Source organism: Xylella taiwanensis (assembly GCF_013177435.1).
Lineage (GTDB): Bacteria > Pseudomonadota > Gammaproteobacteria > Xanthomonadales > Xanthomonadaceae > Xylella > Xylella taiwanensis.
Genome location: NZ_CP053627.1, coordinates 1365893 through 1388259 on the forward strand (window position 1 = coordinate 1365893; position 22367 = coordinate 1388259).

Here is a 22367-nt window from a genome sequence, read left to right on the forward strand (position 1 = left end):
TTGATGATTTCGCTTACTACTCTGGCCAGAATAGAGAAGCAGTCCATATTTAATTCATACAATTTTTAAACGGTGTGTGGTTACAACATTTGTACAAGTCCATGATATTTAAGTCGAATGTTCCTACGCATATCAATATCACAGGAGTATCTCGTCATTGCCTGGGGCTAAAATTTGGCAGGTGTTATTGTTTATACCATCGCGCTAATTTTGCGCCAGTTTGCAGGTCAATGCTATCAATGGCTAGCGCCAGGATTGTTCTGATTTGACAATACTGGTCTCTATCCTTAGGATGCCGTAGCTTATGATTGAAAACGTCCCAGAATGGCTGGATACTTGGCGGATGGTCGCTGCCCGCGGGTGTTTTGGTGGGCGGATTCATCTAACCAAGATGAAGCGGTTGGGGGATGCGTTACTCGATACCGAAGGTGAGTGTACTTATGTGCTTGAGTTCGGTCATGACGAGGGACTGCAAATAGCTTATGTGGCATTGACCGTGGAGGCGCAGTTGCCGCTGGAATGCCAGCGCAGTTTGCAACGTTTTCTGTTGCCAGTGCGTGTTAGCCAGCGTATGGGCTTGATTCGCAATGAGGCTGAGGAGTCGGCACTCCCACCGGATTACGAGGTACTTCTGGTGCCCGCTAATGGCATGCTACGGCCTGTTGATCTTGTCGAGGATGAACTGTTGTTGGCGATCCCGCTGGTGCCAGTGGCGTTAGATACCGAAGCAGTGGAAACCAAATGGCCCCCTACTGATCAAGAAACGAATAAGACAAATCCGTTTGCAGTGCTCGCTTCGTTTAAGAGGCAATAGCCGCTGCTAAGGTTTAGGATAGAAAATGAATTTGAGACGTGTTTTGTCATATGCAACGAAACAATTCAAAGTTATCGCAATAAATCTGGAGTAATCCCATGGCTGTGCAAAAATCCCGAGTGACCCCTTCCCGTCGTGGTCAGCGTCGTTCTCACGACAGGTTGACCGCGAGAAAGTTGTCAATTGATCCAACGACCGGTGAGGTGCATGTGCGCCACCACGTGACTGCTGATGGTTACTACCGTGGCAAGAAGGTTATTGCGATTAAAACTTCGGTTGTCGAAGAAGATTGATTGGGGGATGTGGGATACAGAACCTTGCTTGCTTAGTGCATGTGCTTTGGAAGTCGCGTCTGTCCCGACGCGGCTTTTTTAAATTTAGGAATTCGATATGAGCAAGCGAATCTACGCCAGAATCGCAGGCACAGGCGGTTATTTGCCAGAGAAAGTGCTGACCAATGACGATCTGGCGCGGATCGTCGATACCAGCGACGAATGGATCCGCACTCGCACCGGTATCCGTGAGCGGCATATTGCTGCCGAAGGCGAAACGACCAGCGACTTGGCTTACGAGGCTGCGATTCGTGCACTTGAAGCTGCTAATGTGCGGTCCACTGATTTGGATTTGATTGTTGTCGGGACCACCACACCGGACTTGATCTTTCCGTCTACTGCTTGCCTGTTGCAGGCACGTCTTGGTGCTGTTGGCTGTGGTGCGTTCGACGTTAATGCTGCATGTTCCGGTTTCGTATATGCGTTGAGCGTGGCAGATAAATTTGTGTCTTCGGGCGACTCTAGAACAGTGTTAGTAGTCGGTGCGGATACCTTGACCCGAATCATAGACTGGAGTGATCGCACTACCTGCGTACTATTTGGGGATGGCGCTGGAGCCGTGGTGCTTAAGGCTGATGAAGACACAGGCATTCTCAGTACCCACCTGCATGCTGATGGCAGTAAAAAAGAATTGCTTTGGGACCCTATTGGTGTATCAGTTGGCTTTGGTGAAGGCAAAAATGGCGGCGCCCTGTTGATGAAGGGAAATGAGGTGTTTAAATACGCGGTTAAAGCCCTCGATAGCGTAGTTGACGAAACGCTAGAAGCTAATCATCTAGATAAACACGAACTGGATTGGTTAATTCCTCACCAAGCTAACCTGCGTATTATCGAAGCTACCGCAAGGCGTTTAGATATGTCGATGGATCAGGTGGTGGTCACTGTTGATCGTCACGGCAACACCTCCACGGCTTCGGTGCCACTCGCGCTTGACGAGGCTATCCGTTCTGGTCGTGTGCAGCGTGGTCAGTTACTGCTTCTGGAAGCGTTTGGTGGTGGTTTTACTTGGGGATCAGCGTTACTGCGTTACTGATCCAATCCGCCAGTGCTTTGGGGCGAGATCCTTACCATCTTGGCGTTACTCCTGTCATCCCAAATGTGTGGTGCATGCAGATAGCGTTTTTCCGTCATACGTCATCATTCAGCAGCATAGCGACTATCCTGATTTGTCAGCACAACAAGAAGTATGTCAATTCCAGAATCTAAAGCATTACCTCTCTGATCACTTAAGCAGCTCGTCGATGAAAATTTAAACAGGTGATCCAGTTGGTAATCACTTAAATGTTGTTGCGTAATGCAACACGTTGTTGATTTACCAACGTGTCACCATCCACCATTTCGATTACGGCACATCGAGCCTCGTGTTCATGTTGAGGTCTAGCTAGCCATAAAGGGTTAACGTGTTCCCAGATCAGCGGTGTCAGGGCAGTGTAGTCGCGCTGTGTGAACCTGCCTTGCCAGTGCGGTAGTGCCAGAATATTTTGATCATCAGGGTATTGACGTACGACCATGCAATTCTGGATCAGGTGCAGCGTTCGAGCATGCTGACCTCATGATCCGCGCAGAGCGGTTGCTGTGCCATTTCACTCCGACGGACAAAGAAAACGAAATCGATTGCACCATTTTTGCGAGTTGATCGCCTTCAACTATGGCAGCGACTGAAAACCCAGCAGTCGACAGAAGGCGAATGCGACTATAGCTTTGGCCATACGAATCGACATACTGACGATCACCTCTATCTCGGTACAGTCGTGGATCACGCCCTCAATTATCGACGCAATTTCCGACGACGACGGCGACTTGAGCTGAGAGTGGATGTACAGTGGATTACGCTCGACCTGTCAGTAGATCATGATGCCGCGATTGCGTGGTGAGGTTCTGATCCCAGGCACCGAAGTGTTTGGAGTCGGATGTGCAGGCTGTAGTGCCACGGCCCCAGATCACCGTATTACACGCCGTCGGCGACGCTGATGACTAAGCAGCGCATCACCTCTACGCCGATAGAGCGGCAGTGCACATAGACCAGGTCTTAGCTGTTGTGCCGGAATCCAGTCCGGCCATTCGTTGGTTAGGTGGCCGTTGGTTAGGTGGCATTGAGTTCGGTCTTGAGTGCAGTCAGGTTGGGTAGATCAGGGTGCGTGTCGAGCGGTGTCAATGTGATCTAATCGCCGCTCTTGCTGCTCAGCCTGACATAAGTGTTCTTCTTCAGGCTTATGTTGAAGGTGGAGAACGCATTCGTAAGTGACGCGATCTCGATCCCAACATGCGCCATCTGATTTCTCCGTCACGGCTTTGCACCATAGGCCACGTACGACGCCTTTGAGCGGCACTTTTTCGTTTGTTGGGAAAGTGTGTACCTTGGTGTGGACGAAATGCTTCACTAGAGCAGCCTCGTCCTGTGCGGTATCGTCTATGCCCGCTTTCTCTGGATCCAGCAAAGCATCCAAATGCTCGCGCGTTCGGACGACAGGCCACTCAAAGAGGCCATAATGGAAGTGGTTTACGTGAGTACACAAAGTGCTGCTGTCGACCTCAGGTGCAACCAGGCGATTAGCATATCGGCATCAGCTACCGTTGCTTCACGGCAGCCGGGAGGAAGGCTTCGCTGTCAATCGGCGCAGGCACGTCGAGTTGTTTGCTGAACACCGCAATGCCGTGCGCTTCAACACTTCGCTTTTGTCTCTGGGAAAACGGCCGCACTCGCGGAAGAAGGTCAGCAGGATGCGCGAAGCCAAGGCGGTTAGTACGATTCTTGGACATTACCAGTTCGTGCTCTGCCGGTACCAGTTGCCGTCTGCCATGCTACTACGTCTTCTTTTTTGAGGATGCGGACTAACCGACCCACCTTACATGCATTACGAAAATGTAGCTCCATGTCTAAACATACTGTTGTCCGTGCCCACATTGACGAGCACATCCAGTAACAGGCATCGACCGTGCTGGCAGCGATTTCAGGCGCGACTACAAGAGATCAAGGGGCAGCACCGCACCGCGCTCAATCTAGAACTGATGCCCGTTGTCAAAGCATTGGCGTACGACCAGCCACTAGAGCCACCTCATTCCGATCATGCACTGACTGGCAACTAGAAAGGCACCGGGACTGCCACGTCACACCTGAGCTGGTGTTGATATAGCAGCTCGTACGCCTCGGCTCTCATCGCGAGCTTGGCTTGTGACCAGGCTGCACAAGACAAGTATCGGCAGTTCCGTTCTGGCGTAAAGTCCCAGGATGAATCAAAAAATGCTTTGGCTACCAGCGCAACGATGTCTGTCATGGCGACGCCGAGCAGCATCATTTTAAGTATCTCAACTTTACGTTTAAGCGAACGAAGCGTGTAGAAGCGTTGGTCTACCCCACAGATGTGTCTCGTGTAAGCTGTCATGGTGCAAAGCGACACTTCTGTTTCCGGTCTGTGCAAGGGACTCAGGATAGAGGGTGAACTCAGGGATTACGAAAAGCGGGGCCTTGGTTTAGGCCCCTCCCACAAACGTCGCATTATCTTTGGACACGGCGTACTGCCGTCGTACCCGCTCCGGCGGCGGTGTGCCGCCGGAGTGGGAAAGACACCTCAATATGACCCACAGAAGCCGAATTCGGCCGTTGAATTCGGCATTCCACTCGGCGCCAGCGTCTTGTTCCAGTCCATACCAGAAGCGGTGAGCGTGGTACCGTTCTGTGACCACTGTGCATTCCAGAGGTTCTCGACCTTGCCCTTCATCGGAACCTGGACGGTCCAGGTATTGCGACTGTTTCCGGTATTAGTCACCTGGACACGTTGGCAATAACCCGTGCCCCAATCGGTATCCATGATGGTAGTAACATTAAAAGAGCCACTAGAGCTGGAACCACCAGAGCTGGAACCACCAGAGCTGGAACCACTGGAGCTGGAACCACCAGAGCTGGAACCACCAGAGCTGGAACTACTGGAGCTGGAACTACTGGAGCTGGAACTACTGGAGCTGGAACTACTGGAGCTGGAACTACTGGAGCTGGAACTACTGGAGCTGGAACTACTGGAGCTGGAACTACTGGAGCTGGAACTACTGGAGCTGGAACTACTGGAGCTGGAGCTACCAGAACTGGAGTCACCTGATTTGGAGTCTCCGGATTTGGAGTCTCCGGATTTGGAATCAGGAACACCAGAACTAGAACTTGAAGAACGTTCTATGGCGGGATAAGCATTGTTAATTAACATTACAAATTGATCATGAAACCAGGCACCAGCGATTGGAGCGTTAGGCAATGCACCTGTTAACGTGCCATCTGGTGTTACATAGGTAGGGTCACAGTACCGGTCAAAGCCTTTACCTTCATCATTCGGAATAAGTGAACTAGAACCATCAGATTCGCCTGGAGCTTTAACCCATACAAGAGCATCTAAATGACCACCTGGAGTTGCATTTGGAGGTAAACCGATACCTGCTCCGCTCTGATTACACCAGTTACCACGGTGAAGACGACGATCTATACGTCCAGAGTTTACATAAGTATTGACATCATTTCCGAAAGCGCCAGTGGGACGTTGAGATCCACCCCATCCGTCGCGCCCAGTATCAGTTAAAAATCCAATACTACGTGGCCAGCCTGCAGCGACAAAATCGTTATACAAAACTTCTACATAATCAACTTCATCAAAATAACGATTCCATTCGTAGAATTTTGCTGATCTAATAGGTTGTCCACCCACATTGAGATCAGAATTAGGGAGATTCGGTTCAATCAGCGGTGTGTAGTTTGCTGTATCGGTAACAAAACCATTTACACTAGCAAAGCCTGCTGTAGTACCTTGAATTAGCTTTGTGTACAAACCGATTGTTGGTATCCGGTTGTTATCCCATCCCAACCAGGCAGAGTGAGCGATATCCAAGTAATTGTATGCATTTGGAATCTCAGCAAGTTTGTTAAGCGCATATTTTATGCCTTCTTCATAAATTCCTGTAGAGCTTGCTTTAGCACAACTCGGAGTATTCATGTTAGTGACAAGGTTGGGCAAACTATCCGGTTCAATTACATTAACAATACGGATATCTTTATATTTTGGATTTGCAAAAATATTGGCAATTACATCAATGTATTCTGTTTTATAACGCTGCAAACCTGCTGGAGTTAAAGGCAGTTCGCCATTAGAAGCTAATGCGTGACAATCGCGCCCAGGTATATCATAAATAACAAAGAGTGCTGTAATAGGCGTATTTCCTTTTTTCTGTGCTAATGCAGCATCCAAATGACCTATTAGACCAAGACGGCCTCCATTTTTCACACCGCCGTCTATCGCAGCAATCCTATCAAGCCAGATCCCTGTAGGATAGGACTTCACGGTTTCCATTTTTGCTTTTAATGAAGCATCACTTACTTTCGCAATTGAAGTATCAACTGCTTTTGCATAATCTGGATTCACATAAGCAGTCGCGCCAACGAACGGGTTATCGACATGATCTTCAGCGTAAACAACTGGAGTTGATAATAGGCTTCCAGTGAGGAGTAAAACAGACGTCGTATATTTCAAGGTTTTCAAGATGCTTTGAGGGAATTTCAAATTATTCACCTTATTCCTCAGTAATTTTATGGATGGTCTTTAAACATGACGTTATCTTTATGATTGGCTTGCTTGTTCCCCTTATTAGTTAAAATAGAGAGTCGGGTTGAATTTCATTCAAAAAATAAATTTATAGTTGCTGAATATGCCATGCAGCTTTGAGGCTGGATTTTAAAATGACCTCATCTTATTTAATGTGAAATAAACCTAAGATGCGCTGAATTTAAGCCATCGTCATAATGGATAAAGTTATTCCCTCAAAAGTTAAGGAGTCAGATTGAATCTGCAATTCAACAAAACAATAAATTTATAGTTGCTGAATATGCCATGCAATTTTGAAGCTGAATTTAAAATAATCTCATCTTATTTGAATATAAAATAAACCTGCGGCACACTGAATTTAGGCCGTCATCGGGATGGATAAAGTTATTCCCTCAAAAGTTAAGGAGTCAGATTGAATCTGCAATTCAACAAAACAATAAATTTATAGTTGCTGAATATGCCATGCAATTTTGAAGCTGAATTTAAAATAATCTCATCTTATTTGAATATAAAATAAACCTGCGGCACACTGAATTTAGGCCGTCATCGGGATGGATAAAGTTATTCCCTCGAGAATATCAGATTCGAGAAACATTGTATTTACGCATAAAAAGCGTGCGGAGATTCTCAAAACAGGTTTCGCCGTTTTAATTCATCACAAATCAAAAGAAATATGCTAAACAGGATCAAATAGTGAAATGGTTAACAAAATAGGAGTATCAAAACAAGCAATGTCGAGTTACCACAAAGAAACACCATCATTGACACTCCGTGTATCACACTCAGATGGATTGCAATGTTTAGCAATCCCGAATCAGGACAGCTTCGCTAAACTGATCTGCCTGAGGTGACATGTAACATCAACGTCACCCTTCCAGTCCATCGTTTTTTCAGCAGCCGTTGAAAGTGCCGATCGCCCGCTTTCCAGGATGAAAAGTCGTTGTGTAGTGTGCGACCCAATGCAAAGTGTTAAACATTATCTTCAGTATCTGCATGGGTTACAGCGTCTGTTCATTCATCAGTACAGCAACGTCCATGTTTCATTGTTCATGTTGGGGTGGAGACAGATCACAGGAAATAATGCGTAGCCACCAGCACAAGTAGCCACCAGCACAACTGGATCACAATGCGTAACGCTTTCCAGAGAACCTAACCTCAAGCTTTCAATTCAGGCAGCAGAGTCTCAGCTGATGTCTGAAGTTCGATACTTCAGGGACAAGCCATGACCAGGATGTGCGGTGCGTCGAGTCAGGCCATTGCTGCGTCTTGTGTACTTTGTACATTAGCTGGTTTACGCAGCAAACGGTTGGCTACATCCAGCCAAGCGAGCGCACTGGCTTCGATAATGTCCTTGCTGGTACCGGTGCCTTCGTATGGAGTATCGTTGTGGCGCACACTGAGGTTGGCTTCACCACGTGCATCGGTACCGATACCGACACTGTGTACCTGATAGCTGTCCAACTCCAGTTTGACTCCGGTTGCTGCAGCGAGTGCTCCGAACAGTGCGTCTACTGGGCCGTTGCCTTGTGCAGTTTCGGCCACACGATGACCTTGGGGATCGGATAATTCCACCAGTGCGTTGGCTCGGTTACCGACATCGCTGATTGTCATTGATGCCAAGCGGTAGCCATTCTGCATGGTCGTATCTTGCATCAGCGCTTGCAGGTCGACATCGGTGACCAAACGCTGTTTCTCGCAAAGCTGTTTGAACTGCTCGAATACCAGCTTGAGCTCTTCTTCCTCCAGCAAGTAGCCCAGCGCACGTAGACGCTGTTCGACTGCAGCACGCCCGCTATGACGGCCGAGCACCATGTGCGAACACATCCAACCCACCTCTTGTGGACGCATGATCTCGTAGGTACCACGGTGGCGCAGCATACCGTGTTGGTGGATACCCGACTCATGTGCAAATGCATTGGCACCCACGACCGCCTTGTTGCGTTGCACCGGCATACCAACCAATCGTTGCAGCAATTGGGAGGTGGAGACGATATGTGATGTGTGGATTGCAGTATCAATGTTGTAAAACGCATTGCGTACTTTCAATACCATGGTGATTTCTTCTAGCGCACAGTTGCCAGCACGCTCGCCAATGCCGTTGATAGTGCATTCGATCTGACGTGCGCCACCCTGAATCGCTGCCAGCGAGTTGGCGACCGCCACCCCCAGATCGTTGTGGCAGTGCGCACTAAAGATCACATTGTCTGCATCTGTGACGCTCGCGATGATACGCGTAAACATGTTGCGGATTTCTTCCGGCGTGGCGAACCCAACGGTATCTGGCAGGTTGATCGTGGTTGCACCTGCAGCGATTGCTACACGGGTAACCTCGATCAGGAAGTCCTCCTCGGTGCGGGTCGCATCCTCGGCCGAGAATTCCACATCGTCGATGAAACGGCGACTGAGGCTCACGTGCTTGTGCACCGATTCCAGCACTTGTTCCTTGGTCATGCGCAGCTTGTGCTCGCGGTGTAGTGGGCTGGTTGACAGGAACACATGCAAGCGTGGTTTGGCGGCTGATTCCAATGCACGTGCTGAAGTCTCGATATCGGCTTGCAAACAACGTGACAGCACCGCTAGCGTTGGTCTGCGTAATTCGCGACCGATCAGCGTCATCGCTTCGTAATCAGATTGGGAACTGGCTGGGAAACCAGTTTCGATGATGTCCACGCCCAGTGCATCTAGCGCGCGTGCCATGATCAGTTTTTGTTGCGAATGCATACTGCAACCGGGAGATTGCTCACCGTCCCGTAGCGTGGTATCGAAAATTCGGATACGAGGGGGCTGGTTGGATATGCTCGTGTTCACCAGTGAATACTCCTCTACAGCAGTGCCATTGACAGGCGTGGATATGGAACGGAATCAGTTACGCGGGGCAGGGGCATTGCCGGAATTGTTAGGACGATCTGCACTACGTTTGCGCGGCTTACGAGGTGGCTGCGGACGTACTTCGGACAACAGTCTGGCCAGTACTGCAGCGTCGATGTTACCCCCGGAGACCACGGCGCACTTACGCTTACCTGCGACGCGGCGGCCAGCGGCCAGCGCTAGCGCGCCTGCCCCTTCGGCGATCAGGTGCTCTTCCAGTGCTAAGCGCACCAGTGTTTCACGCAATTCGGCTTCGCGCACAATCACCACGTCGTCCAACAAATTGGCACACAGACGCCGGGTAATGAAACCAGGAATTTTGACTTTCACCCCGTCCGCTAAGGTCGAAGCTGGAGCGATCTCGCGCGTGTCACCACGGATTGCACGTGCCATCGAATCGACGCCCTCGACTTGAGCCCCGATGACGCGTACTCCCTGTGAGCGGAGCACCAAAGCAACGCCGGAAGCAAGGCCGCCGCCGCCGATCGGCACGATCACCACGTCTGGGTCATGCGGGGTGATCTCTATACCAACGGTCCCTTGACCGGCGATCACGTCCGGATCATCGAACGCGGATAGAAAGCGATAATCGTTTTGCTCAGCTAACTCACATGCAAACGCATAGGCGTCGTCATAGCTTTGGCCGTGTTGGCGTACCGTGGCCCCCCAATGTGAGACACCGGCAATCTTCGTAGCCGGAGCGCCGTGAGGCATGACGGTGATTGCTTGCATACCTAGTCGGTAAGCTGCCCAAGCCACGCCTTGGGCATGGTTGCCGGCTGAGGCGCAAATGACTGTGCGGTCATCGCCGCGTTCCAGCGCAACCAACATCGCGTTCAGCGCGCCGCGTACCTTATAGGAACCGGTGCGTTGCAGATTCTCCAACTTCAACATCACTCCAAAACGCTCAGCATAGTGAATCGGTGTAGGTGTCAGATAACGACGTAAACGGGCTTGTGCGGCCAACACATCGGCCACACTCACGGTGTTACTGTCGCTTACATTGGATTGTTTAACGAAGGCATGACCCAAATCAGGTATATCCATGTAGCTATACACCCTGATGACCAGCAAACATCATTACGAGATGCCATGCTGGCTTATGCCTGCAAAGAAAATCTAGCGGCAGTATTGCGCGCGGTATAGCACTTAGTACCCTGCAATTCATGCCGCTTCCAGGGCGGTAATTGCTACTGATTCGCAGTCGTATACTTTCTCCAGTTGCAAGCGTAGCGTCTCTGGTGAGCGCGAGCCGTCTACGACCATTTGAAGGTGCCAGCGGCCTGCATCGTTAACGACAGTGCTGCCGTGGATCGCGCAGGCGCGGAAACCGCGGCGTTCAGTCATGCCAAGCACACGCAGTATTGCACCTTCGGCGGGCTTGAGGACCAGATCAAGCCGGTATTGCATGCGGTGCTTCCTTCTGGACATGGGCGGGGTTGCTTTCCAGCATGATGCTGTTGGCGGTGTTGGGTGGTACAAGAGGCCAGACGTTGGCGCGTGCATCGATCAATACGTGCAGCAACGCTGGACCTTGCTGGGCCAGCAAGTCAGTTAAGCCATCTTCGACATCGGCACGGATGGTGATGCGTTTTGCAGGAATCCCAAATACCTGCGCCAACGCGGTGAAATCGGGATTATCAGACAGATCAATTTCACTGTAACGCTCCGCGAAGAACAGCTCCTGCCATTGCCGAACCATGCCAAGCGAGCTGTTATCGAGCAGTACGATTTTCAGCGGTAGCTTGCAGCGTGCGATGGTGACCAGTTCTTGCACATTCATCATGAAGCTGCCATCGCCAGAAACCAGTACTACCATGCGCTCTGGATAGGCAAACTGTGCACCCATGGCTGCAGGTAAACCGAAACCCATTGTGCCTAGTGCGCCGCTGGTCAGGTGATTGCGCGGATCCTCGAATGCGCAGTGTTGCGCCACCCACATTTGATGTTGGCCGACGTCGCAAGCAACGATGGTATTAGCTGGCGCTAGTTCGCTCAGGCGTTTAAGCAGGGCTGGTGCGTAGATATCATTGCCTGGGGCATCGTAACGTACGCCAAAACGTTCACGGTTGCCTATGCAGTGCTTGTGCCATTCGGCTTGTGGTGTGCCCGCCCGTGGGTGGTGACCCGCCGCAGTGGATGGCAAGGCGGTGCTCAGTGCAGTGAGTGCTGTGACCAAGTGACCTGGCACGGCGATGTCTGCGTCCCGTAATTTATTGATTTCGTAGGGGTCTGCATCAAGGTGGATAACCCGAGCAAACGGCGCGAATTCGTTCAACTTTCCGGTTGCACGGTCGTCGAAACGGGCACCAACGACGAGCAGCAGGTCACATTCCTGGATTGCCATGTTGGCCGCGCGGGTGCCATGCATGCCCAGCATGCCTAGGTAATGGGCATGCGTGTGTGGCAGCGCACCTAAACCGCGTAGCGTCAACGTGGTCGGGATACCAGTAGTATCGACGAAGGTACGGAAGACGTTTACTGCATCGGCCAGAGCGATACCGCCGCCGCCATAGATCACTGGTTTCTCGGCTGCAGCGATTGCCGCTGCGGCTTTGATGATGATTTCCATTTCCGGTGGTGGCGGTGGGACCACGGGGGCCGGTACGTGGTCCTGCAGGTGCGAAGCATCAGCCATTTGCACGTCTTTAGGTAGGTCGATCAATACCGGACCCGGCCGGCCCTCCCGTGCGATGCGGAATGCGTCCCGCACCATGCCCGGAAGATCCTGTACCGAACGTGCCAGGAAGCTATGCTTGACAATCGGCATGGTCAGGCCAAACACGTCCAATTCCTGAAATGCATCGGTGCCCAGTAACGAGGTCACGACTTGGCCCGTCAAACACACCATGGGGACTGAATCCAGCATCGCGTCGGCAATGCCGGTGATCAGATTGGATGCACCTGGCCCGGATGTTGCTACACATACACCGACACGTCCGCTAGCGCGTGCATAGCCGTTGGCAGCCAAGGCTGCACCCTGCTCGTGGCGGACCAGGATGTGTGTGAGGCGAGAATCAACGAGTGCGTCATAAAACGGCATGATCGTGCCACCCGGATAGCCGAAGATCGTATCAACTCCTTCTGCTTCCAGAGCCTGCGTCAACCAGCGCGCACCATTGCGGGGTACGCCGTGTGCGGTTCTGTTCATGTGGTAGCGACCTTATGTGTTGCAGTGAGAGGAGGACGGAAGGCATTAAGCCACCTTCGAGCTCAGAGAAGTGGCATTATCAGTTGTCTCTTCGCTATTCAACCAGACCATCTTGGCACGCAGCTTCTTACCAACTTTCTCAATTGGGTGTTCCAGGTCAGCTTGCTTATACTTTTTGTAGTTCGGAAGGCCAGCCTCGTATTCGGCAATCCAATGTTTGGTAAAGGTGCCGTCTTGAATGTCCTTCAACACAGCTTTCATACGTTCCTTGGTGCTGGCGTCGATCACGCGTGGGCCACTAACATAATCACCATACTGTGCGGTCTCAGAGACAAACTCCAGCATGCGGGTAATGCCGCCTTCGTAGAACAGATCCACGATCAACTTCAATTCGTGCAGCACTTCGTAATAGGCGATCTCCGGCTGGTAACCGGCTTCAACCAGAGTTTCAAAGCCAGCCTGCACCAGCGAGGAAGCACCACCGCACAACACTGCTTGTTCACCGAATAAGTCGGTCTCAGTTTCTTCCTTGAAAGTGGTTTTGATGATGTTGGCACGAGCACCACCAAGGCCACCAGCGTAGGTCAACGCTAGCTGCTCAGCATGGCTGCTGGGATCTTGATGCACCGCATAGATACATGGCACCCCACGCCCAATTTCGTACTCACGGCGTACCAGCGCGCCGGGACCCTTGGGTGCAACCAGCACCACGTCCAGATCGGTCCGTGGGGTGATCATGCCGTAGTGCACGTTGAGACCATGCGCGAATAGCAGGCAGGTGCCCGGCTTCAGGTTCGGCTCCAAAACTTCTTCGTAGAGTTTCTTTTGGACCATGTCTGGGGTCAGCATTGAAACCAAGTCGGCATGCTTCGCCGCTTCGGCCGGAGACTGCACGGTGAAACCGTCGCTCTGAGCTTTAGCCTCGGTTGGACCTCCAGTACGCAGACCGACGATAACGTCGAAACCGGAGTCACGCAGGTTCAGAGCATGTGCGCGGCCCTGACTTCCATAACCGATGACTGCGATTCTCAGAGTGGAAGTTGTGTTTCTCATGAATGGGATCCTTGTAATGATCTTGGGTGGTTAGCCAACAGTGCATACGTTGGCTGTTTAGAAGGTTTATGAACGAGGTACGCAACGCATATAACCTGCAGCTTCCATGAGGCTTTTGCAGGTACGACAGACGATGCTTTAATCCGATCTGATGCTTTGGTTCATGTCATATCGAAATTTTCAGGCCCCATACAAAGACAAAACCCCGCAATGTTGCCAATGCGGGGTCTTATCGAAGCCTGGGTGTATGTTGTTTACACGCTGGCTTGTCCCGCACTGCTTGAGCAGGTAATAAGCACGGGTACAAGAAGAAAGTCTACCGCAAGAGCAGAATGAACAAGAAAGCTGGAAGAACGCAGGAAGGAAATCATGGAAGGCAGATAAACATTGTACGGCAGTCCTGTCAACCCTTAACTTCAATTGAAAAGATTGTGTTTACAGTGACTGAGAGTCGTTGCAATTGCCGTTTGTGCGGGATGCAGACATACTTTTTTGTTTCCTAATATAGGGTTACGCTTTGGCTCGGCTATAGCCGACCAGATAATCAAGTGTTTAGATATGTAACATGATGGGTTCTCGGCTCAAAGACCCCATACTCATATCCAGTGTTGGCATTGGCATCCACCCGCGTGATGGCCAACGTACCGAAGGTGTCCAATACGTGCTCATATCAGCGAAAGGTACGTTTAAGAAACGGTATGAGCAAATCTTATTGACTCTTCATTATTCTATGGACCTGAGTTGACGCCCAAGCTCTTATGGAACTGGAAACATCCAAATGGCCGGTGGTGGCAGGTGCCCTGGGTTAGGCTGGTATCACGAGTCTCTTTACAGACATCTCGACCACCCTGGTTTCGACGAACATCGGCATCTTTAGGGATACCGATGCTGGATGGCCGGTTGGTAAAGACAGAAAAGATGAGATGACGGGGTGACCTGCTTAAGAACCGCTATCTAGCCTAGCTGATCATCCAGGCCAGATGCCAGAAAATGAATCACTGCTGCTGATGGAGGGGCTGGGAATGCGCCATCGTTACACTCAACATTATCTGCAAATCCAATAAGCTGCCTTGCAGAAAACGTTGTGGCGTTGGTCGGTTTACCCAGCACCACTGGCAAAGCTCTGTGTATAGAAAGCAGAGCCAACGCTGTTCAATTGGCCCAATGTCCCGGTGCAGTGGACTGTAAAAGCACCTGTGCCGATAGTAACTGGTCATTCTCTAGCAGGTTGATCGTATCGGCCAGGATCGCAGCGGATTCATGCAATAACGGGTCGGGGCGCTTGTCGGCTAGCTTTTCACGTGCGGTGTCCTTGGCGATATCACGCTCGTTACCAATAAGTCCATCGTCATTATCCTCAGACAAAGGATCGAGCTGTAAACCAAGCTTTTTCCGAATAGTCTGGCGCTCTCTGTTCTGACTTTCTTGCTTTTTACGTTCTGCAAGGCGTTCGGCTTCGTTAAGTATGACGTACTTCTTTTCCTTTTCCAGACGGAAATTACGCACATCCTCTTTCCACCATTTAAATTCAATGTCATTGTCAGTACGGTTGAGATGCATTTTTTTCAGCTTTGTTAGTAGCGGAATGAAATTACCGTATTGGGTATGTTGGAGCGATGCAATCCTAGTCCAGGGTAAGGCATTATCATAAGTGCTCTCACCAAACTCAGTCGCACCTACGCTTGCTGGGAAAGCGATGTCTGGTACCACTCCTTTGTGCTGCGTGCTGGATCCGCTGATACGGAAGAATTGCGCGATGGTCAGTTTGACCTGGCCGAATCGCCGACTTTCGTTGGCCGGCCAGCGATCTAAGTCGACAATGTTCTGGACGGTACCTTTACCGAAGCTGGTCTCTCCAATCACCAAACCACGCCCATAGTCTTGGATGGCTCCGGCAAAGATCTCCGATGCCGAAGCGGATCCACGGTTAATCAATACTGCCAGTGGGCCGTCCCAGGTCACTTTGTCGTCGCGATCGCCGTTGACAGTCACACGGCCCCCGGCTTCGCGTACCTGCACCACAGGACCCTGTTCGATGAATAGACCAGTTAGCTCGATAGCCTCATCCAGCGAGCCCCCGCCGTTGTTACGCAGATCGAGTACCACACCATCGACTTTGTCAGCCTTGAAGTTGGTCAAGAGCTTAGCTACATCTCGTGTTGCAGACGTATAGTTGGTGACGTTACGGCGGCGTCCTTCGAAGTCTTGGTAGAACGTTGGCAGCTTGATGATGCCGATGCGACGCTGTGGCTCGCCGTTGCTGGCTCCTATGGTAATGGTTTCACTCTTCGCTGCTTGTTCAGCTAAGCGGACCTTCTGCCGTGTAAGAGTCACAATACGGTGTGCGCCGTCGATTCCAGACTCGGCAGGAATATATTCCAACCGTACCTGGGTGTCTTTCTTGCCGCGGATCTTGGACACAACATCGTCGATGCGTAAACCAATGACATCTTCGATTAGACCGTTTTTTCCCTGACCAACGCCGACGATGCGATCACCAGGTTTGAGCGTCCCATCCAAAGCAGTTGGGCCGCCGGGAATGACTTCACGGATGACCACCATGTCTTCCTGCTTTTGCAGCTGGGCGCCGATACCTTCCAGCGACAGTGACATCTGTTGGTTGAAAGCCTCAGCAGTACGTGGAGTGAAGTAGTCGGTATGCGGATCGATCGCATTAGTGTATGCATTGAGATACAACTGAAAGATGTCTTCACCCTTAAGCTCGTTGACCGTCTTAACAAGGTTGCCATAGCGTTTGTTAAGAGTTTTCCGGATGTCTTCGGGCTTCTTGCCGGCCAGCTTCAGACGTAGCCAATCGTTCATTGTCGATCGGCGCCAAAGGTTGTCGAGCTCTTGCGGGTTGGCTGGCCATGGCGCTTTGCTACGATCGTATTCGTACTTTTCCTGGCCGGAAAAGTCGAAGTTCTGCTTGAGTAACTGATTTGCATAGGAGACACGTTCAGCAACGCGCTTTTTATACACCGCAAATATGCTAAACGCCGGCTGGAGATTGCCGTTACGGATTGAATCCGGTATATCGGCTTGTAATGTTACGAAGCTGTCGATATCGGCTTGAGTAAAAAATTGCTTACTGCTGTCCAGGGCTTCCAAGTAGCGCTTGAAAATGTCTTTGGACATTGCTTCGTTAAGTGGGCGCAGCCGGTAAGCATAACGGCTGTCTGAAAGCAAACCATACACCAGCTTGGCCGCTGTACTTTGATCTGACGTAGCTGCTTGAGGAGGTGTGGGGTCCGATTTAGCCATCAACGCCGGAGCAGTAGTGATGGCCAGGGTTAGCAGGGCAGCTTTTAAGGAGTTAAGGATTCGGAAACTCATTAATTTACTCTAGAGGACGAGGCCGTTTTAGGTCAGGCAAGTTGCAAAACAGCCTAACGCTACGACTGCCGAAAAATATGAACGCGCACGTACACGCTGTAAATGCACGTCTCATGGATCAGTGCATTAGGTGCTTATCCTAAATACTGTGAAGGTTCTTATAAAAGAACCTCGCAAGTTTCTCCAATGAATTGATATATATAGAGTTAATGATCCTGTTGACAAAGTCACAACCGAAGAAGGCAAAGTTGTCACTGATGGAACTGATTGAAGCGTTGATCTAAGGAAAACCGAACGGCCATTTTCACGCGTGCTATCAAGCCGTTTCAACGGAAACGCCCGAGATGAGATTGCTGCCGTTGCAGTACGAATACATCGGGATGAGGACATTGCCGAGGTGATCCGAACTCAACCGCACAGCGATGTTCAACATCTATTGGCTACGTGATGCACTTGTGATGAACCCTATAATAAACCGATAGGATGAGTCGATGTAAAACAGAAGTTGCTAATAGATCACCGATTTCCTATCAAATGAATACCAAGATTGCTGAAAATGCTTGGCGTATTACGGACACGCATGACACATACAAATAGTGTCGCTGGGTACTGAGTTATCGTTGTGCACGTTGTGCTTGTACTCTGTATCCATTGCGTATCAGGTCGCAAAATGATTGCAAGCAGGGATCAAGGCGCGGCTTACCCTGTTTCTGCAGGAATCGCGCGACTCACTTATGCTGAACGAATCCTATATGCGTCTGTCGGTTGATATGTTTTCCAGAAATATCAATAAAAACCTTTGGTCAGCTTGTTCGCATGCATTTAGGTGGCCAATGGAAGATCAATTGTTCATATATGGGAATCTTCCGTGTAGGTGATGTAGGGTTCTCATCACGCATGGTTGGCACAACATCGTCAATCGCCTTCTTGTCCTTAAAGCCTTGATGAAAATAGGTGCTTCGTAATTGATCATCACGCTGACAATACCGTTGAAATCATCCCCAATCAGACAGCAAACGCACCAAACCCTCTTCGATAGACACACGTGGCACGTAGCCAAAGTCACGTTTGGCTGGCACCATGCTGTACCAATGTGGAGTAGACATCTGCTCAACGAGGAACCGTGTTAGCAATGGTTCGCCGGGAAGGGGCAGTAACGACCACAGCATCTCGCATAATGCACCAATGCGGTAACCCGCCTTGAATGACAGTGACTTGGTCACCTGTGGCGCGTTCACAGCGGCGAGCAGCTTATTGATCAATTCGCGCATCGGCAACGGCTCACCGTTGGAGATGAAATAAGCCTTGCCAGCACAAGCTGCTCCTGGCGTGAGATGGTCGAACACATCGAAATGTGCCTGTGCGGCATTGTCAATGTAGGTGCTATCTACCAAGTTACTACCATCGCCGATCAGACACAGTCGCCCAGCGCGCGCGCGCGCCACCAAGCGCGGCACCAAGTGCTGGTCACCTGGGCCCCATATCATGCGTGGGCGCAGTGCCACGGTGCTTAAGTCAGGACCGTTGGCTGCCAACACTGCCTGTTCAGCAATTGCCTTAGTCGCCGCGTATGGCACTTTGACGTCTTTGCTATATGGCACTTGGTCCGCATCCAAACCTCCAACCGGGTAAGTGAAACGATGAATCACACTCGGGCTAGAGGTATACACCAACTTACCGATGTTCTCAGCACGACAAGCATCCAGAACGTGTTGTGTGCCAACCACATTGACCTGGTGGTAATTGGTGTAGGAACCCCATGCACCTACCTTGGCAGCATTATGGAAAACTGCGTCCATACCACGGACTGCGTGCCGCACCGCGTGCAAATCGGTCAGATCTCCGCAAATCTGGACAACACCCAGCGCTTGTAGTGTGTGGTAGTAACCACGCTGGAAGCTGAGCACTTGATAGCCACGCTTGAGTAGCCCTCGGCACAGTGCTTGGCCCAGGAACCCGCCGCCGCCGGTAACGAGGATTTTCATAAAAATGTGACCATCATTACTGACTGGAGCAGTGACAGCGAGAAGATTAGTACGTTGCGACCTCCATTCACTCGCGACAATCCATGCCACCACAGGGTCTAAAGAAGCATGTCTCTGCCAAACGAAATCACCAATAGTTCACATAGCACCCACGGCAAAACAACACTGGGGGTAATAAAAGATGGGAAGTGGTGTCACAACTAACCTGCGATATACCAGCACCATTGCGCTGGTGTCTGGATTGAACTCGTTATGATAAAAAATCAGTCATCTTCAGATTGTGGCAATCCAGGGAGTACACAAGCGAGTATTGCTGATAACCCCCTGTTTTGCCGCCGCTGCCGTACAGCAATCTCCCCCTGCTTAGATGCACTCCGTCATCTGGGTTAGTCGATCAGAGTCAAAACGACGTCGATATTTCCACGAGTTGCATTGGAGTACGGACAAACTCGATGAGCCTTGTCAACCAAGGTCTGCAGCATGCTGCGCTCCATACCTGATACGGCAATGCGCAGTTCGACAACTAGCCCGAAACCATCAGGAATTTGACCAATGCCAACACGGCCTTCAATGCGTGGTTCGTCCGGTAAATTCACTTTCTCCTGGTTAGCAACAAACTTCAGAGCACCAATGAAACAGGCGGAATACCCCGCAGCAAACAGTTGCTCTGGATTGGTACCAGAGCCACCCGGGCCACCTAATTCCTGTGGAGCGGATAGTTTGACGTTTAACAAGTTGTCGGAAGATACGACGTTGCCATCACGGCCACCAGTTGCTGTAACAATGGCGGTGTAAAGAATCTTCTCGGGTGAAGCCATGGTAGTTGTCCTGTCAGATGAAGGCGTAATCGTGTCAGAAGAATTTCAATTTTTGCAATAGTTGTTGCGTGCGATATACCAACACTATGTCAACACTGATGCATTTCAGCGCAAGCGTCTCGTAGCACATCGAATGTGCTCTTAAGCCGTTTCAACTCCTCAAGGTCATAGGAACTGAAACACAGTACCCACTTTGGCACATTACTGAAAGGAACACGCAAAGTTCAGCCTCCATCGGTTAGAGCGGTGATCACCTAACGTACGGCTGCGGATTATTAAGCACATACTTTGTTAACGTTATTAATTACAAAAACATGATGCTTGCCGATCTCCGAAACAGTACGTCGATTCTCATAACGCACGATATCTATATAGTGTGTGCATCACTCTATATGCTTTATTGATGAGCCGATGAGAGAGCATGATGTCAAGATTTCTAGCCAGGAATGTGGCCCCATTAACTGACATGCAGCACCGTTGACAAACATAGCGGAGAGAAGATCAGGCACGATGTGCAGTGGCTAGATATTCAGCACTTTGCATCTCATTTAAGCGTGAGGCAGTACGTTCAAACGCCGTTGCTAAGCGGTCACCGTTATACAGTTGCAGCGGTGTACCGGATGCGGTGCAAATCAAGTTGACTTGGCGATCGTATAGTTCGTCAATCAGGTTGACGAAGCGTTGTGCCGCGTCCTCATTCAAAGGATTGAAGTGCGGAATGCCACCGATCAGCACCGTATTGAATTCACGTGCGATCTCAATGTAGTCAGTAGTACTGCGTGGCCCCTCACATAACACGGTGAAGTCAAGCCAAGCAATGCTTTTACCACGGGCACGCACTGGAATCTTGCGTCCGTCGATGACAATGTTGCCTGGATGAGGCGTAGCGCCTCCGCTCAGCTCGGCCCAACGCTGGGCCAACCAAGCATCGGCCTGCGTGTCCAACGGCGTACGGTACACAGGCGAAGCTGTTAATGCGCGCATACGATAGTCCTCAGTGCCTTCAGCATACAACTCCACGCAGTAATGCTTTAGCAAGTCAATCGCGGGCAGGAAGCTATCGCGCTGTAGACCGTTGCAATAAAGCTTCTCCGGCGCAGTGTTGGAGGTGGTCACCAGGATGACTCCCTCTGCAAACAGGTGCTCAAGCAGACGCGCAAGTAACATCGCATCGCCAATATCGGCAACGAAGAATTCGTCCAATACCAACACACGCAAGTTGCCACGCCATTCTTTTGCAATCTTGGCCAGAGGGTCACTTTGCCCGGTATGCACCCGCAAACGCTGATGTACACCACGCATGAAACGGTGGAAGTGAGTACGGTACTTACCGCCCCCGAAAGTAGCGGTTGAGATAGGGGATTTAGGCTCTTGAATATCCTCGCTCCACTGGCGTTCGGCGATAAATTTACTAAGGGGTAAGCCATCGTAGAACAGGTCTACCAAAAAAGTCTTACCGCGGCCTACACCACCCCAAAAGTACAAGCCTTGCACCAACTCGGGCTTTTTCCAGAACGTTGCAAGACGGTCCAACCAGCGGTTCTGCGGATTGTGAATGATTGCGTTATGGATACGATCCAACTCTGCCAAGGCTGCATGTTGGGCAAGATCGTCGTTCCAATTGCCATGTTCCACGCCGGCGGCATAGCGTTGCGAAGGGGTCATTTCGGTCATATCGGATTCTATGGCTGCAGTACGGGCGCAGCCTGCTTGTGGATCTATGGCAGCTGCGGTAACCAGCTACGCACACTGTCTTGGATAGCATCGCGTAAGTTAATCAACTTGCGATGGAAAAAGTGGCTGGTGTCAGGCATACGTATCAGCTTAGGCTGGCGCGGCAATGTGCGGATCCAATCATAGACAGCTTGAGGGTCAACAACTTCGTCAGCATCACCTTGGATCAGCAACCAACGTTCCGGAGGATGCACGTTACTGAGGTCCCAGCGCCCAGCTGGTGGTGCGATTGAAATCAGCGCTTGCGACTCCAATTCCTCAGCAACGTGCAACGATACGTAAGCACCGAAGCTGAAGCCGGCCAACCACAATGTACTGTCGGGGCGTTGCACACGCACCCAAGCGGCCACTGCACGCAAGTCCGCACGTTCACCGTTGCCATCATCAAACTTGCCATCTGAAGCGCCAACACTGCGGAAATTAAAGCGCACGGTCATCATGCCTAATTCGCGCAATGCACGTGCAGTCATTGTCACGACCTTGTTATGCATACTTCCTCCCTCGGTAGAGAGCGGATGGCAAACAATCGCAATCGCCGACTGCGCAGTGACATCGAACTCCGGAAAGTCGACTGCAACTTCGAGCGATCCAACGGGACCTTCTAAAAATAGAGTACCGGAGGTGTGGGGGAATACTGGATTCAGCATACCCATATCATAGCTGCCCTACGGCATGTATTCATCATGGATACAGCCCG

17 protein-coding genes are annotated in these 22367 nt (G+C 50.8%); 3 read left to right on the plus strand and 14 right to left on the minus strand.

Annotated features, from left to right (window positions below):
* The first annotated feature begins 304 nt into the window (after positions 1-304).
* The 3 genes from PLS229_RS05900 to PLS229_RS05910 all read left to right on the plus strand — a co-directional run bounded on the left by PLS229_RS05900 (position 305) and on the right by PLS229_RS05910 (position 2179).
* Positions 305-814, plus strand: a complete 510-nt coding sequence (locus PLS229_RS05900; RefSeq protein WP_038271323.1) for a YceD family protein — start codon at positions 305-307, stop codon at positions 812-814.
* Between the two features lie 98 nt (positions 815-912).
* Positions 913-1107: a 50S ribosomal protein L32 gene (gene rpmF, locus PLS229_RS05905; RefSeq protein WP_038271324.1), complete on the plus strand. Its 195-nt coding sequence runs from the start codon at positions 913-915 to the stop codon at positions 1105-1107.
* 97 nt (positions 1108-1204) lie between these two features.
* Positions 1205-2179 (plus strand): beta-ketoacyl-ACP synthase III, encoded by a 975-nt coding sequence (locus PLS229_RS05910; protein WP_038271325.1) that lies wholly within the window; start codon positions 1205-1207, stop codon positions 2177-2179.
* Between the two features lie 244 nt (positions 2180-2423).
* Here PLS229_RS05910 and PLS229_RS12260 read toward each other — a convergent pair whose 3' ends face one another.
* From PLS229_RS12260 to PLS229_RS05975, 14 genes are all read right to left on the minus strand, one after another.
* Complete coding sequence (locus PLS229_RS12260; RefSeq protein ID WP_038271326.1) at positions 2424-2657, minus strand: hypothetical protein; 234 nt, start codon at positions 2655-2657, stop codon at positions 2424-2426.
* Between the two features lie 135 nt (positions 2658-2792).
* Positions 2793-2969, minus strand: a complete 177-nt coding sequence (locus PLS229_RS12725) for a Tn3 family transposase (RefSeq protein ID WP_425511084.1) — start codon at positions 2967-2969, stop codon at positions 2793-2795.
* A gap of 745 nt (positions 2970-3714) precedes the next feature.
* On the minus strand, positions 3715-3906 hold the full coding sequence (locus PLS229_RS05920) for a hypothetical protein (protein ID WP_081755444.1): 192 nt from the start codon (positions 3904-3906) through the stop codon (positions 3715-3717).
* An 809-nt stretch (positions 3907-4715) separates the two neighbouring features.
* The gene (locus tag PLS229_RS05925) at positions 4716-6683 is read right to left on the minus strand and encodes a glycoside hydrolase family 6 protein (RefSeq protein WP_069636213.1); all 1968 of its coding nucleotides are present in this window, start codon (positions 6681-6683) and stop codon (positions 4716-4718) included.
* A gap of 1290 nt (positions 6684-7973) precedes the next feature.
* A complete protein-coding gene (locus PLS229_RS05930) occupies positions 7974-9533 on the minus strand; it encodes a 2-isopropylmalate synthase (protein WP_038271330.1) in 1560 nt (519 codons plus the stop codon).
* A 54-nt stretch (positions 9534-9587) separates the two neighbouring features.
* Positions 9588-10640 (minus strand): threonine dehydratase, encoded by a 1053-nt coding sequence (locus PLS229_RS05935; RefSeq protein ID WP_038271331.1) that lies wholly within the window; start codon positions 10638-10640, stop codon positions 9588-9590.
* 117 nt (positions 10641-10757) lie between these two features.
* A complete protein-coding gene (locus tag PLS229_RS05940; protein ID WP_038271332.1) occupies positions 10758-11003 on the minus strand; it encodes an ACT domain-containing protein in 246 nt (81 codons plus the stop codon).
* Complete coding sequence (ilvG, locus tag PLS229_RS05945) at positions 10987-12744, minus strand: acetolactate synthase 2 catalytic subunit (RefSeq protein WP_038271333.1); 1758 nt, start codon at positions 12742-12744, stop codon at positions 10987-10989. The genes PLS229_RS05940 and ilvG overlap by 17 nt, the downstream gene beginning before the upstream one ends.
* 45 nt (positions 12745-12789) lie before the next feature.
* Positions 12790-13797 (minus strand): ketol-acid reductoisomerase, encoded by a 1008-nt coding sequence (ilvC, locus tag PLS229_RS05950; RefSeq protein ID WP_038271334.1) that lies wholly within the window; start codon positions 13795-13797, stop codon positions 12790-12792.
* Between the two features lie 1152 nt (positions 13798-14949).
* Positions 14950-17133, minus strand: coding sequence for a carboxy terminal-processing peptidase (locus PLS229_RS05955; RefSeq protein ID WP_038271335.1), 2184 nt, complete (start codon positions 17131-17133; stop codon positions 14950-14952).
* A 995-nt stretch (positions 17134-18128) separates the two neighbouring features.
* Positions 18129-19118 (minus strand): 2-alkyl-3-oxoalkanoate reductase, encoded by a 990-nt coding sequence (gene oleD, locus PLS229_RS05960; RefSeq protein WP_038271336.1) that lies wholly within the window; start codon positions 19116-19118, stop codon positions 18129-18131.
* Between the two features lie 386 nt (positions 19119-19504).
* Complete coding sequence (locus tag PLS229_RS05965) at positions 19505-19936, minus strand: organic hydroperoxide resistance protein (protein ID WP_038271337.1); 432 nt, start codon at positions 19934-19936, stop codon at positions 19505-19507.
* A gap of 501 nt (positions 19937-20437) precedes the next feature.
* Complete coding sequence (gene zapE / locus PLS229_RS05970; protein WP_038271338.1) at positions 20438-21610, minus strand: cell division protein ZapE; 1173 nt, start codon at positions 21608-21610, stop codon at positions 20438-20440.
* A 44-nt stretch (positions 21611-21654) separates the two neighbouring features.
* A complete protein-coding gene (locus PLS229_RS05975; RefSeq protein WP_038271377.1) occupies positions 21655-22317 on the minus strand; it encodes an alpha/beta hydrolase in 663 nt (220 codons plus the stop codon).
* Positions 22318-22367: the final 50 nt, after the last annotated feature.